This is a genomic window from Nocardia sp. NPDC058114 (assembly GCF_042884695.1).
Lineage (GTDB): Bacteria > Actinomycetota > Actinomycetes > Mycobacteriales > Mycobacteriaceae > Nocardia.
Genome location: NZ_JBHVTK010000005.1, coordinates 120,999 through 136,076 on the forward strand (window position 1 = coordinate 120,999; position 15,078 = coordinate 136,076).

Consider the following 15,078-nt stretch of genomic DNA (forward strand, 5'->3'; position numbering starts at 1 on the left):
GCGTTCAGAACTCGACGGCGTCGCGGATCAGCGGACAGGTCATGCAGTGGCCGCCGCCGCGGCCGCGGCCGAGTTCGGCGCCGACGATGGTGATCACCTCGACGCCTTCCTTGCGCAGGGCCGCGTTGGTGTGGGTGTTGCGGTCGTAGGCGAACACGACGCCGGGTTCGACCGCGACCAGGTTGTTGCCGCTGTCCCACTGCTGGCGTTCGTTGGCGTAGTAGCCGCCGCCGGTCTCCACCACCCGCAGCTTCGGCAGGTTCAGCGATGCGGCCACCACGTCGAGGAACGGCGCGGTCTCCTCGGTCACCTCGACACCGGGTGCGCGGTCGCTGGGCCGCAGGGAGAACGGGTGGATGTTGTAGACGATGTCGGGATACACCGTCACCAGGTCGCGGTCGGCGAAGGTGAACACGGTGTCGAGGTGCATGGCCGAGCGCAGCTTCGGCATCCCCGCCACGATCACGCGCTCGGCGGCACCGGCGGCGAACAGCGACGCGGCGACCTGGGTGATCGCCTGCCGGGACGTCCGTTCGCTCATCCCGACCAGCACCACCCCGTTGCCGACCGGCATCACATCGCCGCCCTCGAAAGTGGTTAGCCCCCAATCCTGTTCGGGATCTCCCCACCAGACCTTCGCGCCGGTGAAGTCGGGATGGAACGCGTAGATCGCCGCCATCAGCAGCGTCTCGTCGTGCCGGGCGGGCCAGTACAGCGGATTGAGGGTGACGCCGCCGTAGAGCCAGCAGGTGGTGTCGCGGGTGTAGAGCGTGTTCGGCAGCGGCGGCATCAGATACTCACGGACCCCGGCCTGCTCGCGCGCCAGCGCCAGGTAACCGGAGCGGAATTCGGCGGGCAGGTCCGCGGTCGCGAGTCCGCCGATGAGGTAGGTCGCCAGGGTCCGGTCGTCCACCGAGTCCAGGTAGGCCCTGGTGTCGTCGATCAGCCCGAGCCCGACTTCGTTGGCCACGATCTTGCGGTCGAGAATCCAGTCCTTCGCGCCGGGCACGGCGAGGGTCTCGGCGAGCAGATTGTGCAGCTCGACCACCTCGACGCCGCGGTCGCGCATCTTCGTCATGAAGTCGAAGTGGTCGCGTTTGGCGTTCTGCACCCACAGCACGTCGTCGAAGAGCAGGTCGTCGCAGTTGGTCGGGGTGAGCCGTTCGTGCGCCAGGCCGGGCGCGCAGACCAGCACCTTGCGCAGCGTGCCGACTTCGGAATGGACGCCGAACGCGGTGGCGGGGGTTCCGGTCATTTCTGCTCCTCGAAAGATCGGGCGGACTCAGATCGAGATGGCGCCGGTCGCCAGGCCGACGATGCCGACAACGGCGCCGAGGGCGACGGCGCCGAACAGGACCGCCTCCCAGAGCGAGAAGATCCGCTTGCCCGCCTCGCGACGGGTCAGGGCGAACAGGATGGTGCCGGGCGCGTAGATGATGCACGACAGCAGCAGGAATTCGAGGCCGGCCGCGACGAGCATGAACGCGGTGTAGAAGGTGGCGACGAACGCGATGACGAGCTCTTTGGTGCGGTCGCCCGGCTGGATCCGCTCGTAGGTCTCCCTGGTGTAGGCCAGCTTGAGCGCGTAGGCCGCGGCCAGCAGGTACGGCACCAGCGACAGCGAACTGCACAGCTTGAGGGTGAAGGTGAACGCGTCGTCGGAGAACAGCGTGGTGACCAGCACGATCTGGATCAGCACGGTGGTGAAGATCAGCGCGACCACCGGCACATTCGCGGCGTTGACCCGGGCCAGGAACGACGGCATGTCCCGGTCCTTCGCCGCCACGAACAGCACCTCCGCGGCCATCAGCGTCCAGGCCAGGTAGGCGCCGAGGACCGAGATGATCAGTCCGATACTGATGAACCAGGCACCCCAGGTGCCGACAGCGGATTCGAACACCGGCGACATCGACGGCTGCTGGGCCACGGCGAGTTCGTCACGCGGCATGATGCCGAACGACACCATGGTGACCGACGCGAAAATAGCCAGCACGCTGAGGAAGCCGAGCACGGTGGCGCGACCGATGTCCTCGCGTTTGCGCGCGTACCTGGAGTACACGCTCGCACCCTCGATGCCGAGGAATACGAAGACTGTCACCAACATGGTCGAACGCACCTGTTCGACCAGCGATTCGGAATACGCGTCGCCGCCCCAGAAGTTGTCGGCGAAGACACCGGGGTCGAAGTAGAACAGCAGCACCACGATGAACACCAGGATCGGCACCAGCTTGGCCACGGTGACGATCTGGTTGATGGTGGCGGCTTCCTGGATCCCGCGCAGCACCATGAAATGGAACGCCCAGATGCACACCGTCGACAGCAGCACCGCGGGAACGGTGTTGCCCTCACCGAAGATGGGCAGCACCTGCCCGAGGGTGGACTTGATCAGCACCCAGTAGCTGACATTGCCGACACAGGCGCTGGCCCAGTACCCGAACGCGGAGAAGAAACCGAGGTACTCACCGAAGCCGGCCTTCGCGTAGGCGTAGACACCGGCGTCGAGGTCTGGTTTGCGCACGGCCAGCGTCTGGAAGACGAACGCCAGCATCAGCATTCCGGTGCCGGCGATCGTCCAGGCGATGATCGCGCCGAATCCGCCGGTGGCCTGGCCGAAGTTGCGCGGCAGCGAGAAGACGCCCGCACCGACCATGGAGCCGACCACCATCGCCGACAAGGTCAGCAGCGGCATCTTCTTGGTCGCGGTCTGTTCCGAGGCTGTCATCGCGCTACTCCTGCGGGTCGGTGTGGCGATGGGGCGGACACGGGCCGAGGGGCGCGGCGAGGAGGGTGGCAATCATCGCGCATACCGGCACCGTGGAGTCGTGGACCTGCCGTGAGAACTCGGCGTCCATGCGACCTCCCGGTGCGATGTCGATGTCCGGCAAACTTTAGGCGACCGGGCACCGTCGGGAGCGGGTTCGAGCGCGTGTCGCGACCACGAGACGCCCTGAACCGAAAATGCACCGGACCCGATGCGCACCTCGTGAGTGCGGCATCGGGTCCGGTGCTCGATCGCCCCCGTGGGACCGACGGTTGGCTCAGGGCCGTCGATCGGGGCGAGTTCGTGGCGGGAGCCGGGTACGGCTCCGGGTCAGTGGGCTTCGGCGGCGGACTCGACGGTGAGCGCCGAGACCGCCTCGATCCGGGCGATGGCGTCGGCGACGATCCCGTCGATCAGCTCCGCCACCGTCGGCAGGCTGTCGATGATGCCGGTGACCTGGCCCGCGGGCAGCACGCCCGCGTCGGTGCGGCCCTCGACGAGACCGGCCTTGGTCAGCATCGCCGAGTTCGCCGCCATCACGACCTGAGACCAGCTGAGGTCCTTGGTCTTTCGCATGGCCAGACCGTCACGCATCAGCGTCGACCATTTCATGCCGGTCATGCTCTTGAACTTGGCCGCGTTCGACACCGCCGCCGACAGGCCGCGCCAGCCGCCGGAGTGCTCGAGCTTGGTCACCAGTTCGGTGTTGAGCATCCGATGCGGCATGCCGTCGACCTTCACCGACACCACCGTGTCCCCGAGGCCGCGCGCCAGGTACTCCTGCTTCACGGCCTCGGGAACGGTGCTCTCCTGGGTGAGCAGGAAGCGGGTGCCCATCGCGACACCGGCCGCGCCGTAGGACAGCGCGGCGGCCAGGCCGCGACCGTCGAAGAAGCCACCCGCCGCGATCACCGGGATATCGACCGCGTCGAGCACCGACGGCAGCAGCAGCGTGGTGGCGACCGGGCCGGTGTGCCCACCGCCCTCACCGCCCTGCACGATCACCGCGTCGGCACCCCAGGACGCCACCTTCACCGCGTGCTTGGCGGCACCGATCGACGGAACTACCACGACACCGGCGTCTTTGAGCCGGGCGATGAGTTCTTTCTTCGGCGCGAGCGCGAAGGACGCGACGCGTACCTGCTCGCGGATGAGCAGTTCGATGCGCTCGCCCGCGTCGGTGGCGTCGGCGCGGATGTTCACGCCGAAGGGTTTGTCGGTGAGCGACTTGGTCTTGGCGACCGCCGCCTCGAGCTCCTCGAACGTCATCGTCGCCGAGGCGAGAATGCCGAGTCCGCCCGCGTTGGCGGTGGCCGCGACCAGTCGGGGGCCGGCGACCCAACCCATGCCGGTCTGTACGACCGGGTGCTCGATGCCGACCAGCTCGGTCAGCGGAGTCCGCAAGCGCGCGCTCATGCCGCTACTTCCTTCTCCCGGAAACCCTTGGGATCGAGCACGGTTCGGATGATCCGCAGCTCTTCCTCGGTCGGCAGCCTGGTCTCGCCCGCCGAACCCAGCTCGGCGATCTCGAAGGAGGTGTTCTCCGCGACCTCGGCCGCGCTCACGCCCGGGTGCAGCGACAGCGCGCGCAGGGTGTGGTCGGGGCCGTTGAAGTCGAACACGCCCAGGTTGGTCACCACCCGGTGCAGATGATGGAAGCGGTACGCGGGGTTCTCGGGATCGATTCTGTCGTAACCGATTCCGGAGATGATGTCGACCTTCTCGACGAACACCCGGTTGTTGTGGCGGGGCACGAAGTAGCTGGTCGCGTGGTTGATGGTGTTGCCGGGCGCGCCACGCACACCGAACATCTGCCTGGTCGGCTGCTGGAGCGGACCGAAGGCCGACAGGTTCTGGTTGCCGAACCGGTCGATCTGGTTGGCGCCCATCACCACATGGCGACGGCCCGAGGCAACTACGTCGAACACCCGGGAGAACGGAATCCAGCCCTCGACAGGGGCTTTGGCCCCGATCGCCGGTACCTCGGCGAAGAACAGCGCCTCGCCGTCGGACAGCAGCAGGTCGGGTTCGAAGGTGAGCCGGGCCAGCCGGGCCCCGATGGTGGTGACCGTCGACATCGGGCTGGCCATGATCTCACCGGCCCCGCGGAAGATCTCCGCGGCGGCGACGACGCAGACCTCGGCACGAGTAATTGTCATAGCTTCTGCTCCTCAGCGAACGCGGCTACCGCGGACTGGTATTCCTCTTCGGAGACATCCAGGTAGCGGGCCTTGAACTCGGCCCACGACTCCGGCGTCTTCGCGGCCGCCACATAGTGCTTCTGAAACTTCTCGTCGCGCCCGTAGCTGCCGGAGAAGGTGAAGTGCGCGCCACCGGGTGACTCCACCACACCGTCGACCAGCATGCGGTTGAGGATGATCGACTGTTGCGGAACGGCTTTCACCAGTTCCTCGGTCTCGACGATGCGATCCACCGAGACGTAGCGACGCTCCGCCGCCAGGCAGTACAGATCGTCGAAGTACGGGTCGACGCCCGTGTAGGCCGCGTTGCCGTGCTTGTCGGCCAGATCCAGGTGCACGAACGACGCGTCGAGATTCAACGCCGGCATCGCGACCAGGGTCTCGACGCGACCGTCGGCGGCGGGATACGGCGACGCGACGGTCTTCAGCTCGCCCTCCCAGAAGTCGAGCACGGCGGATCCGAGCCCGGCCCGGATCGGCAGGAACGGCAGTCGTGCCGCGGCCGCTTGCAGCCCGCACTTCACCATCCCCTCGTCCATCTCGCGCACGGTGATCGCGCCCTCGGTGCGCGCCTTCGCGAACCACGGGTCGTAGAACGGCGCCGAATCCAGCGAGACGAACCCGTAGTACGCCTTGCGGACCTTGCCCGCCGAACACAGCAGACCCAGGTCGGGGCCGCCGTAGGTGACCACGGTCAGGTCGGTGACGTCGGAGCGCAGCAGGGCGCGCACCAGCGCCATCGGCTTGCGTCGTGAACCCCAGCCGCCGATCCCGATGGTCATGCCGCTGCGCAGCTCACCGACCACCTCGTCGAGGGTCATTCTCTTGTCGCGCATGGCTTTCAGCTCTCCTTCTTCTGCGCGGCGAGATCGTCGTCGAAGCGCGCCCTGATCTCGTCGGCGACACCGGCGAGGTTGAGCTCCATCGTGAAGCCCTGCTCGTAGCGGTAGGAACGGTGCACGTCCTGCACGTCGATGCCGTTGAGCGCGCGTTTGGCGGCGCGGATCACGCGGCCGTCCTTGTTCGCGATGTTCTTCGCCACGTCCATCGCGGCGGCGTCGAGTTCGGCGCGCGGTACCACCTTGTACACCGAGCCGAAGTGGTGCAGCTGCTGGGCGGTGAGCTTGCCCGCGGTGTAGAACATGGTGCGCATCAGGTGCTGGGGGACCAGCCGGGACAGGTGCGTGGCGGCGCCGAGCGCGCCACGGTCCACTTCGGGCAGGCCGAAGGTGGCGTCGTCGGAGGCGACGATGACGTCGGAGTTGCCGACCAGGCCGATGCCGCCGCCGAGGCAGAAGCCGTTCACTGCGGTGACCACGGGCACCTCGCAGTCGTAGACCGCGGCGAAGGCGTCGAAACAGCCGTGGTTGGCGCGGATCAGCGCGGTATGGCCGACGTCGGCGTTCATCTCCTTGATGTCGACGCCCGCGTTGAACCCGCGGCCTTCCGCGCGCAGCACGACCACCCGGGTCTCCTGGTTGCGGCCCGCGGCCCGGACGGCGTCGGCCAGTGCGAACCAGCCGTCCGAGGGCAGGGCGTTGACCGGCGGGTAGTCGACTGTGACGACCTCTACCCCGTCGGCTTCGGTGTGACGGTTTATCCCCATCGCGATGTCTCCTCGTGCGCGCCCCGGCGAACCCGAGACAAAGCAAGCAATTGCTTGGTAGGTTAACACGGTGGCTGTAGAAATCGACCTTTCCGAGCAGATCGTTCTGGTGACGGGTGGCGTCCGAGGTGTCGGCGCCGGAATCAGCCGGGCCTTCCTCGCCGCGGGCGCGACGGTGCTGACCTGCGCACGCAGACCGGCCGACGAGCCGATCACGGTAGGGGACCGCGGCACCGAACACCTCACCTGCGATGTGCGCGATGTCGACGCGGTGCCGGCGATGTTCGCCGAGATCGTCGCCAGGCACGGCCGGATCGACCATGTGGTGAACAACGCGGGTGGTGCGCCGTTCGCGATGGCCGACGCCGCGGGCCCCAAATTCCACGCCAAGATCGTGGAGCTGAACCTCCTCGCGCCGCTGCTGATCTCGCAGCAGGCGAACGCGTTGATGCAGAAGCAGGACGCGGGCGGCTCGATCGTGATGATCACCAGCGTCAGCGGCCACCGCCCCTCACCCGGCACCGCCGCCTACGGCGCGGCCAAGGCGGGCCTGGACAACCTGGTCTCCTCGCTGGCCGTCGAATGGGCCCCGAAAGTCCGGCTCAACTCCGTCGTCGTCGGCCCGGTGGAAACCGAACTCAGCCACCTGCACTACGGCGACGCCGACGGCGTCGCCGCCGTAGCGAAGACCGTCCCCCTCGGCCGCCTGGCCAATCCCGCCGACGTCGGCAACGCCGCGCTGTTCCTGGCCTCCCCCCTGGCCGCCCACATCAGCGGCGCCGCCCTGCTCGTCCACGGCGGCGGCGAACGCCCCGCCTTCCTGGACGCCGCCAACACGAACAACTAGCCGCCGATGCGAACCCGCAGTAGTCATCCCGTCCAGCGACTGAACATTCCCCACCTGCCGCAACCAACGCCACCCACCCAACCCAACCACCACGATTTTCGGCCGCCTCGCATCCGAAGGGCGAGACGGAACGCCGAAGGCGCAGTATCGCCCTTCGGATGTGAGGCCCTCAGGGCCGAAAATCCCGCGGCGCCAGCCGCCAATAAACACAGGAGCTACACATGACTGACCAGGTGATCTGCGCAGGCCGCACCGTAATCGTCACCGGCGCAGGCCGCGGAATAGGCCGCGCCCACGCCCTGGCCTTCGCCGCGGCGGGCGCCCGCGTGGTGGTCAACGATGTCGGCACCGCGCTCGACGGCGCAGCCACCACGGAAACCCCCGCTCAGCAGGTCGTCGACGAGATCGTCGCGGCCGGTGGCGAGGCCGTCGCCAACTACGACGACGTCGCCGACTGGGAAGGCGCCCGCCGCCTGATCCGTCAGGCCGTCGACACCTTCGGCGGCCTCGACGTGCTGGTCAACAACGCGGGCTTCGTGCGTGACCGCATGCTGGTGAACCTCGGCGAGGACGAGTGGGACGCTGTCGTACGCGTGCACCTCAAGGGCCACTTCGCCACCATGCGGCACGCGGCCGAGTACTGGCGGGGCGAGTCGAAGGCGGGCCGCCCGGTGGACGCCCGCGTGATCAACACCAGCTCCGGCGCCGGTCTGCAGGGCAGCGTCGGCCAGGGCAACTACGGCGCCGCCAAGGCGGGTATCGCGGGTCTCACACTGACCGCGTCGGCCGAGTTCGGGCGCTACGGCGTGACCGTGAACGCCATCGCTCCCGCCGCCCGCACCCGGATGACCGAGACGGTCTTCGCCGACACCATGTCCGCCCCCGATGCGGGCTTCGACGCGATGGCTCCGGAGAACGTCTCACCGCTGGTGGTGTGGCTCGGCAGCACCGAATCCGCCGGGGTGACCGGCCGGATGTTCGAGGTAGAAGGCGGAAAGGTGGCGCTGGCGCAGGGCTGGATGCACGGCACCCCGGTCGATCGCGGCGCTCGCTGGAATCCCGCCGAACTGGGTCCGGTCGTCAAGGAACTGATCGAGAAGAGCACCCCGCCGGAGCCTGTGTACGGCGCATAGCAAACTTTGAGGCGTGCGGCCGGGGAAATGTCCCCGGCCTGCACTTATGGCATGTCACACACGTCCAGGGGGCTGGACGACTCTTGCTCTCTTCTGCGGTCCCGGGACCGTGGGTTTACTATGGGCTACTGTTCGTCGATCCCGGAATGTGTCGCGACCGGGGGTAATTCTGCGCTGAATAACTAAGGGGATGATCTAGCGCATGGCCATTGGTCGCATGTTGCGCGTGTTTGCCGCTGCGAGTGTGCTGGCCGGCTGTGCGTTGTTAGGGCCCGCGGTCGCCATGGCCGCCCCGGAAAAGCCGCCGACGCCTGCCGCGCAGGCCCCCGGCAGCGGAAGCTCGGGGCAGGGCAACGGCAGCGGTGGCAACGGCGGTCAGAGCACTCCGACTCCCAAGCCCGATGAGCTCAGCCTGCCCGGTCAGGGGCAGAACCAAGGCAACGGCAACGGTCAGGCGACCAACCCGGCTCCCGGTACCGACCCGGTTGCTCCGCAGGCGGGCGCCCCGGTCGCCGGTGAAGGCGAATGGACCCCGCTCACCATCCCCGGCCAGTCCAGCGCTGACGTTCCCAAGAAAGAAGTCGCGGGCCCGCTCTCCGGATCGGCCGCCGCGGGTTCGGCCGCGGCAGGCGCGGGTTCGGCCGCCGCGGGCGTGGTCCTCGGTACCGGTTCCGCGGGGCTCGGAGTGCTGCTCGGTACCGGTTCGGCAGGTCTCGGGGTGGTTCTCGGTACCGGTTCCGCTGGCGTGGCCGCCGTCCTCGGCACTGGCTCGGCAGGCGCCGCCGCAGTGCTCGGCACGGGTTCGGCCGGTGCCGCGGCGGTACTCGGCACGGGTTCGGCCGGTGCCGCGGCGGTACTCGGTACCGGCTCGGCCGCAGTCGGCTCGGCCGCCGCGGGTACCGGCTCGGCCGCCCTCGGCGCGGGCTCGGCTGTCCTCGGAACAGGTTCTGCCGCAGTGGGTTCCGCTGCCGCCGGTTCCGCCGCAGTAGGTTCCGCGGGTGCGGGCTCGGCCGCTGTCGGTTCCGCCGCTGTCGGTTCGGCGGCGGTCGGCTCGGCCTCGCCCCTGCTGTTGTTGCTGATCCCGATCCCTTCGGTCCCGGCCGTTCCGGCGCTTCCGTCGATCGCGATCCCACCCACTCCCGCGGTCCCCGGTGTCCCGAATATCGCTGTGGCAGTACCCATTCCAGCCGCCGCACCACCGGCGGCCGAGGCTCCGGCCCCCGCCGCACCACCCGCCGCGGCGGCACCGGCACCGGCGGCCAAGCCGAACCACGAGTTCAAGCCGACCAGTGACAACAGCGGCCTGCCCGAACCCGAACTCCTGTCGGTGATCGGCGGCCTGATAGCGCTCACACTGGCCGGAACCGGTTCGGGCGCAGTGAGTTTCCAAGGTGCCGCGGCAGCCCAAGCGCGGGTGAACGCGGCGCGTGCCGAGTTCTTCGGACCGAGGTCGTGAGGGGATCTTCGATGAGTAAGAGCAAGACCCAGAGCACCTCCCGGTCCTATCGCCGCGTCGCCGCCGCCGTCGACGCGGTGTGCGCGGTGGCCGCCGACTCCGACGCCACCAGCCTCGACGAGGTGGTCCATGCCATCTCGCTGGAGCGCAAACGCGAAATCGAGATCACCAGCGCGAACCTCGGCCCCGGCGTGTGCGGTCAGCGCCGGTTCTACCCCGAACGCGACATCATCGTGCTCGCCGACGCTCTCCCGAGTCGCGATCACACCCTCGCCCACGAACTCGGCCACATCGTCTTCGACCACGAGGGCGCGCCCGCGGTGGAGACGACCCTCGAGGTCAGCGACGATCTGATCGCCTACATGCTCAGCCAGCGCGCCCACGCGCAGATCGTCGACGACGGCGCCGACGATCTCGCCGAATGGGAAGCCGAGACCTTCGCGGCCATGCTCATGACGCGCCTGCGCGTATTCAGCAACCGGGGCGCAGGCGTCTCGGTCCTTCGATTCGATGAGGCACTCGGATGACACTCTGGTTGACAGCCCTGCTGGTCTGGGTTGCCGCGGGTGCGCGAGTGGGTCGCGTGCTGGTGAAGCCCGCGACGACCGCCCGCGTGGCCATCGTCGTCGCGGTCGCCGCCGTGGCACTCGCGGTCACCGTCGCCATACCCGAGATGGCTGTTGCCATCGACAACCTGATGAAGGGCGGTGTGCACAGCGGCTGGCTGTCCACCGGTCTCGTGATCTCCGCCTGGATCCTGTTCACCACGGCCACCTCGGTGGTGGCCTCGGCGGCGTGGCCGGTGGTCTCGCGGCGCAACCTGCGCCAGGTCGCGATGGTCGTGTACGGCGTCGGCGCGGTGGCGATCGCGATCACCCTGGCGTGGTCGTTCACCTTCGGCTGGATCGCCGTCGCGCTCGGCGCGGTGTTCATCGTCACCACCGGTCTGCGCAACCTGGACTGGACGATCCTCGGTCGTGGCATCGCCATCTACATCACGGGCACCGCGATGGTCGCGGTGCTCGCGGTCGCCAATGTGGGCCGCGCGTTCCAGAATGCCGCGCCGACGCCGCCCAACGAACCGCTGTGGGGCTGGGCCGCGTGGGAGATCGCGGCGCTGCTGATCGCGCTCGGTGCCGTGTCGATCGTGATCGAGCTGTGGTGGCGGGCCAAGCTCCTGCTGCGCAAGATCCGTCCGCTGCACCAGTTGATGGTCGGCCGGTTCCCCGAGGTGGTCGCGCCCGAACAGAACGCCACCTCGGCCCAGCTCAAGGCTTCCGATCACATGGCACAGGTGATGGACGCGCTGTATCTGCTCTCCGGCAGCGGCATCGTGATCCCGGCGGCCGGTGAGCCGCCGAGTTCGGTGCCGCAGCGGGCCGCGGTGGTGGCCGAGTGGGCGCGAAATCCGTTGGGGGACTTGTTCGTCGACGCGCGATGGATCGCACCGCCGCCCGGCATCAGCCCCCGCGGCTGGGTGCTGGCGCTGTCGAATCAGTACGAGTACGCGGTGGCCGACGCGAAGACGGCACCGCAGAACGCCGCTTCCTCGACCTAGGTCGATACGCAGAAAACGGGCCTGAGCTGGTGATTTACACCGTCTCAGGCCCGTTGTCTGCGTATCCGACCTATTTACGGCCGTACCCAGGACACCATCAGGTGCGTCAGGCCGGCCGCTGCGTGGATCCTATTCTGTTCCGTCCGGAGGAATTTCGGGCAAGCCTTCGCTGGCCCGTAGCTTCTCCGCCATCGAGGTGAGCAGATTCTGTGATTCTTCGGACAGGTCGAATGCCCTACTCGACAGTCGACGAAGTCCATAACCCTGCAGCTGCGCGAGCAGCTCCAGGTCGTGATCGATCTTGGCCGCGTAGATATCGTTGAAGAAGTAGTCAGGCTTGACCTTGAAGAACTTCGCCAGGGCGGCCACCGTCTCGTCGGACGGATTCGTTCGTTGTCCCGACCGCAACTGCGAGAGATACGGCTTCGAGATCGGATGCCCGGAGGCAGTCAGCGCAGCCGCAACCTCTGCGTTGGTGTGCGGCTTGCGCCCCGGGGGATGCACGGTTTCGAACAGCTTGTTCAGCCGCGCCGCGAAATCAGCCATTGTGAGCCGCCCAATTCCCTTCACTGTACTAACAGTCGTTATCTCGGATACGTATCATTGATATTAGCGGCTCAGTAACTGAAAACCTACGCCTGATTGGGGATTTCTCTACGATTTCCGACGCTCACCTGCGTGCAGGGGCGGCGGCGGTCGCGTTTGCGGGTCGCGCCAACGACTCTTGTGGAGCGCTGGGGTGCCCGGGTTCGTGCCCGTCGCGGGGTTCTTCCACCATGCCCACATGATAGCCCAAAGATAGCTGACATCTCATGATCCCCCTGCCCCCCGTGACTTTGTGGCGTACGACACGTTCCGGGCGCCCTGGGATGAATGTTCAACCTGGGCGCCCGGTTTCGGTAAGGGTCAGTCTACAGGCGCTCGATGATGGTGCCCGTCGCCAGTGCGCCGCCTGCGCACATCAGCACCATGGCAGTGCCCTGACCTGTGCGTTCGAGTTCGTGTAACGCGGTCGTGATCAATCGGGAGCCGGTAGAGCCCACAGGATGCCCGATTGCGATCGCGCCGCCGTTGACATTTACCCGTTCCATGTCAGGTTGATGTACGGCAGCCCACGAAAGTGCGACCGACGCGAATGCTTCGTTGATCTCGAATAGATCGATATCGCCAATCGTCATTCCGGAGCGCTCGAGCAGTCGGGTGCACGCCTGCACCGGACCGTCCAGATGGAACTCCGGTTCGGCGCCGACGAGTACCTGGGTGTGAATCCGGGCGCGCGGACGCAAACCCTTTCGGCGCGCGACGGTTTCGTCCATCAGCAGCACGGCGGCGGCGCCGTCGGAGATCTGCGACGAGGTGCCCGCGGTGTGGATGCCGTCGGCCACGACCGGTTTCAGCGCCGCCAGCCCTTCGCGGGTGGTCGCCCGCAGACCCTGGTCGCGGGCGACCTCCACCTTTTCGCCGGTGGCCACGCCCTCGCCATCGAGTACCGGCGCCGAGACCGGAAGTACCTCGCGGTCGTAGCGGCCCTCGGCCCACGCCTTGGCCGCCAATTGCTGGGAGCGCAAACCGAATTCGTCGATATCGGACCGGGTGATCCCGCGCCTGCGGGCGATGCGCTCGGCGGCGCCGAACTGGTCGGGCAGATCGATCGACCACGACGCGGGCCGTCGCGGCCCCGCCTCGGTGCCGACATTGGCGCCGAGCGGCACCCGGCTCATCGCCTCGACGCCGCACGCGACGCCGACGTCGATCGCGCCGGTGGCGATGAGGCCCGCGATGAGGTGGTTGGCCTGCTGGGCCGAGCCGCACTGGGCGTCGATCGTGGTCGCGCCGGTCTGCCACGGCAGGCCCGCGTGCAGCCAGGCGACGCGGGTGACGTTGTTGGATTGCTCGCCCGCCTGGGTGACGCAGCCGCCGATCACCTGCTCGACCTCGGCCGGGTCGAGACCCGCCCGGTCGAGTAGTCCGCGCTGGGCCAGGCCGAGCAATTCGGCGGCGTGCAGTCCCGAAAGTTGCCCTCGACGTTTGCCGATGGGGGTCCGCACGGCCTCGACGATCACGGGTGTGCCCATGTGATTCTCCCTTATAACTGCAACAGGTTCTGATCTTGAGCTCAGGGTAAAACCGCGAGGTTCTTCCGTCGCGGCGACCGCTATGCTTGAATGATTATAGAACGTGTTTCAGTTTGTCGAAGGAGACATCTGGTGGTAGATCCGAGCACCGCACACGCCGGCCCCGTGACGGGTGCCCGGCCGAACCTGCCGGACGGGTTCGACGTTACCGACCCGGCGATCTACGCCGAGCGGATTCCGGCCGAGGAGTTCGCCGAACTGCGTCGTACGGCCCCGATCTGGTGGAACCCGCAGTCGCCCGAGGTGGGCGGGTTCCATGACGACGGCTTCTGGGTGGTGAGTAAGCACGCCGACGTCAAAGAGGTGTCGCGCCGCAGCGATGTGTTCTCCACCTTCGAGAACACCGCGATCCCGCGCTTCAACGACGACATCCAGCGCGAGCAGATCGAACTGCAGCGCTTCGTCCTGTTGAACAAGGACGCCCCCGAGCACACCAAGCTGCGCAAGCTGATCGCCAAGGGCTTCACCCCGCGCGCGATCAACGGCCTGCGCGCCGAACTCTCGGCCCGTGCCGAGGGCATTGTGAAGCGAGCCCTCGAGTCCGGTAGCGGTGACTTCGTCACCCAGGTGGCGTGTGAGCTGCCGCTGCAGGCGATCGCCGAACTGATCGGTGTGCCGCAGGAGGACCGGATGAAGGTCTTCGACTGGTCCAACGACATGACCAGCTACGACGATCCCGACAGCACCGCCGATCCGGTCGCCGCGTCGATGGAGATCCTCGGCTACGCCTACCAGATGGCCGAAGCCAGGAAGGCCTGTCCGGCCGACGATCTGGTGACCACGCTGATCGAGGCCGACGTCGACGGCGAGCACCTCACGCCGGAGGAATTCGGCTTCTTCGTGATCGTTCTGGCCGTCGCCGGCAACGAGACGACCCGCAATGCCATCACCCACGGCATGATCGCCTTCATGGAGAACCCCGACCAGTGGGAGTTGTTCAAGAAGGAGCGCCCCGCCACCGCGGCGGACGAGATCATCCGCTGGGCCACCCCGGTGACCTCCTTCCAGCGCACCGCGCTCGAGGACACCGAACTCGGCGGCGTGCAGATCAAGAAGGGCCAGCGGCTCGTGATGCTGTACCGCTCGGCAAACTTCGACGAGGACGTGTTCGAGAACCCGGAGACGTTCGACATCACCCGCGCCGACAACCAGCACCTGGCCTTCGGCGGCACCGGCGCCCACTTCTGCGTCGGCGCGAACCTGGCTCGGCTCGAGGTCGATCTGATCTTCAACGCGATTGCTGATCATCTGCCCGATATCACGCAAATCGGTGATCCGAAGCGGCTGCGTTCGGGTTGGCTCAATGGGATCAAGGAGCTGCCGGTCGATTACAAGCCCGCCGGCTGCCCCGTCGCGCACTGAGTCGCTGACAACGAGAACA

General features: G+C 67.5%; 14 protein-coding genes. 6 read left to right on the forward strand and 8 right to left on the reverse strand.

Annotated elements, in window-relative coordinates; all coding sequences use genetic code 11:
• Window positions 1–4 precede the first annotated feature (4 nt).
• The 6 genes from arcA to ACFVVI_RS20085 form a co-directional block, all read right to left on the reverse strand.
• The gene (gene arcA / locus ACFVVI_RS20060) at window positions 5–1,255 is read right to left on the reverse strand and encodes an arginine deiminase (RefSeq protein ID WP_387446260.1); all 1,251 of its coding nucleotides are present in this window, start codon (window positions 1,253–1,255) and stop codon (window positions 5–7) included.
• A 27-nt stretch (window positions 1,256–1,282) separates the two neighbouring features.
• Window positions 1,283–2,722 carry a basic amino acid/polyamine antiporter gene (locus ACFVVI_RS20065; RefSeq protein WP_378631650.1) on the reverse strand — a complete coding sequence of 480 codons (1,440 nt, stop codon included), beginning with the start codon at window positions 2,720–2,722 and terminating at the stop codon, window positions 1,283–1,285.
• A gap of 369 nt (window positions 2,723–3,091) precedes the next feature.
• Window positions 3,092–4,177 (reverse strand): NAD(P)H-dependent flavin oxidoreductase, encoded by a 1,086-nt coding sequence (locus tag ACFVVI_RS20070; protein WP_379314555.1) that lies wholly within the window; start codon window positions 4,175–4,177, stop codon window positions 3,092–3,094.
• Window positions 4,174–4,920, reverse strand: coding sequence for a CoA-transferase subunit beta (locus ACFVVI_RS20075; RefSeq protein WP_378990661.1), 747 nt, complete (start codon window positions 4,918–4,920; stop codon window positions 4,174–4,176). Before ACFVVI_RS20075 ends, ACFVVI_RS20070 begins: the two co-directional genes overlap by 4 nt.
• Window positions 4,917–5,807 carry a CoA transferase subunit A gene (locus ACFVVI_RS20080; RefSeq protein ID WP_266297857.1) on the reverse strand — a complete coding sequence of 297 codons (891 nt, stop codon included), beginning with the start codon at window positions 5,805–5,807 and terminating at the stop codon, window positions 4,917–4,919. Before ACFVVI_RS20080 ends, ACFVVI_RS20075 begins: the two co-directional genes overlap by 4 nt.
• Window positions 5,804–6,568, reverse strand: a complete 765-nt coding sequence (locus tag ACFVVI_RS20085; RefSeq protein WP_056818882.1) for an enoyl-CoA hydratase family protein — start codon at window positions 6,566–6,568, stop codon at window positions 5,804–5,806. The genes ACFVVI_RS20080 and ACFVVI_RS20085 overlap by 4 nt, the downstream gene beginning before the upstream one ends.
• Window positions 6,569–6,638: 70 nt before the next feature.
• On the opposite strand from ACFVVI_RS20085, the gene ACFVVI_RS20090 reads away from it, so the two are divergent.
• The 5 genes from ACFVVI_RS20090 to ACFVVI_RS20110 all read left to right on the forward strand — a co-directional run bounded on the left by ACFVVI_RS20090 (window position 6,639) and on the right by ACFVVI_RS20110 (window position 11,562).
• Window positions 6,639–7,415 (forward strand): SDR family oxidoreductase, encoded by a 777-nt coding sequence (locus ACFVVI_RS20090; protein ID WP_387446263.1) that lies wholly within the window; start codon window positions 6,639–6,641, stop codon window positions 7,413–7,415.
• Window positions 7,416–7,636: 221 nt separating this feature from the next.
• Window positions 7,637–8,548 carry an SDR family oxidoreductase gene (locus ACFVVI_RS20095; RefSeq protein WP_378990659.1) on the forward strand — a complete coding sequence of 304 codons (912 nt, stop codon included), beginning with the start codon at window positions 7,637–7,639 and terminating at the stop codon, window positions 8,546–8,548.
• 202 nt (window positions 8,549–8,750) lie between these two features.
• The gene (locus tag ACFVVI_RS20100) at window positions 8,751–10,004 is read left to right on the forward strand and encodes a hypothetical protein (RefSeq protein WP_387446264.1); all 1,254 of its coding nucleotides are present in this window, start codon (window positions 8,751–8,753) and stop codon (window positions 10,002–10,004) included.
• 11 nt (window positions 10,005–10,015) lie between these two features.
• Entirely contained in the window at window positions 10,016–10,531 is a 516-nt protein-coding gene (locus ACFVVI_RS20105; RefSeq protein WP_378631659.1) for an ImmA/IrrE family metallo-endopeptidase, read from the forward strand.
• Window positions 10,528–11,562, forward strand: coding sequence for a hypothetical protein (locus ACFVVI_RS20110; protein WP_387446265.1), 1,035 nt, complete (start codon window positions 10,528–10,530; stop codon window positions 11,560–11,562). The genes ACFVVI_RS20105 and ACFVVI_RS20110 overlap by 4 nt, the downstream gene beginning before the upstream one ends.
• Before the next feature lie 129 nt (window positions 11,563–11,691).
• Here ACFVVI_RS20110 and ACFVVI_RS20115 read toward each other — a convergent pair whose 3' ends face one another.
• Together ACFVVI_RS20115 and ACFVVI_RS20120 are read right to left on the reverse strand one after the other, a co-directional pair.
• Window positions 11,692–12,108: a helix-turn-helix domain-containing protein gene (locus ACFVVI_RS20115; RefSeq protein ID WP_019044759.1), complete on the reverse strand. Its 417-nt coding sequence runs from the start codon at window positions 12,106–12,108 to the stop codon at window positions 11,692–11,694.
• A 365-nt stretch (window positions 12,109–12,473) separates the two neighbouring features.
• Window positions 12,474–13,637, reverse strand: coding sequence for a steroid 3-ketoacyl-CoA thiolase (locus ACFVVI_RS20120; protein ID WP_378990655.1), 1,164 nt, complete (start codon window positions 13,635–13,637; stop codon window positions 12,474–12,476).
• A gap of 132 nt (window positions 13,638–13,769) precedes the next feature.
• Here ACFVVI_RS20120 and ACFVVI_RS20125 point away from each other — a divergent pair, with 132 nt between their 5' ends.
• Window positions 13,770–15,059, forward strand: a complete 1,290-nt coding sequence (locus tag ACFVVI_RS20125; protein WP_378990654.1) for a cytochrome P450 — start codon at window positions 13,770–13,772, stop codon at window positions 15,057–15,059.
• The last annotated feature ends 19 nt before the right edge of the window (window positions 15,060–15,078 follow it).

Coding starts and splice junctions, on each gene's coding strand:
- arcA (WP_387446260.1), bottom strand. CDS start 1,255: ATGACCGGAACCCCCGCCACCGCGTTCGGCGTCCATTCCGAAGTCGGC.
- ACFVVI_RS20065 (WP_378631650.1), bottom strand. CDS start 2,722: ATGACAGCCTCGGAACAGACCGCGACCAAGAAGATGCCGCTGCTGACC.
- ACFVVI_RS20070 (WP_379314555.1), bottom strand. CDS start 4,177: ATGAGCGCGCGCTTGCGGACTCCGCTGACCGAGCTGGTCGGCATCGAG.
- ACFVVI_RS20075 (WP_378990661.1), bottom strand. CDS start 4,920: ATGACAATTACTCGTGCCGAGGTCTGCGTCGTCGCCGCCGCGGAGATC.
- ACFVVI_RS20085 (WP_056818882.1), bottom strand. CDS start 6,568: ATGGGGATAAACCGTCACACCGAAGCCGACGGGGTAGAGGTCGTCACA.
- ACFVVI_RS20095 (WP_378990659.1), top strand. CDS start 7,637: ATGACTGACCAGGTGATCTGCGCAGGCCGCACCGTAATCGTCACCGGC.
- ACFVVI_RS20100 (WP_387446264.1), top strand. CDS start 8,751: ATGGCCATTGGTCGCATGTTGCGCGTGTTTGCCGCTGCGAGTGTGCTG.
- ACFVVI_RS20105 (WP_378631659.1), top strand. CDS start 10,016: ATGAGTAAGAGCAAGACCCAGAGCACCTCCCGGTCCTATCGCCGCGTC.
- ACFVVI_RS20110 (WP_387446265.1), top strand. CDS start 10,528: ATGACACTCTGGTTGACAGCCCTGCTGGTCTGGGTTGCCGCGGGTGCG.
- ACFVVI_RS20115 (WP_019044759.1), bottom strand. CDS start 12,108: ATGGCTGATTTCGCGGCGCGGCTGAACAAGCTGTTCGAAACCGTGCAT.
- ACFVVI_RS20120 (WP_378990655.1), bottom strand. CDS start 13,637: ATGGGCACACCCGTGATCGTCGAGGCCGTGCGGACCCCCATCGGCAAA.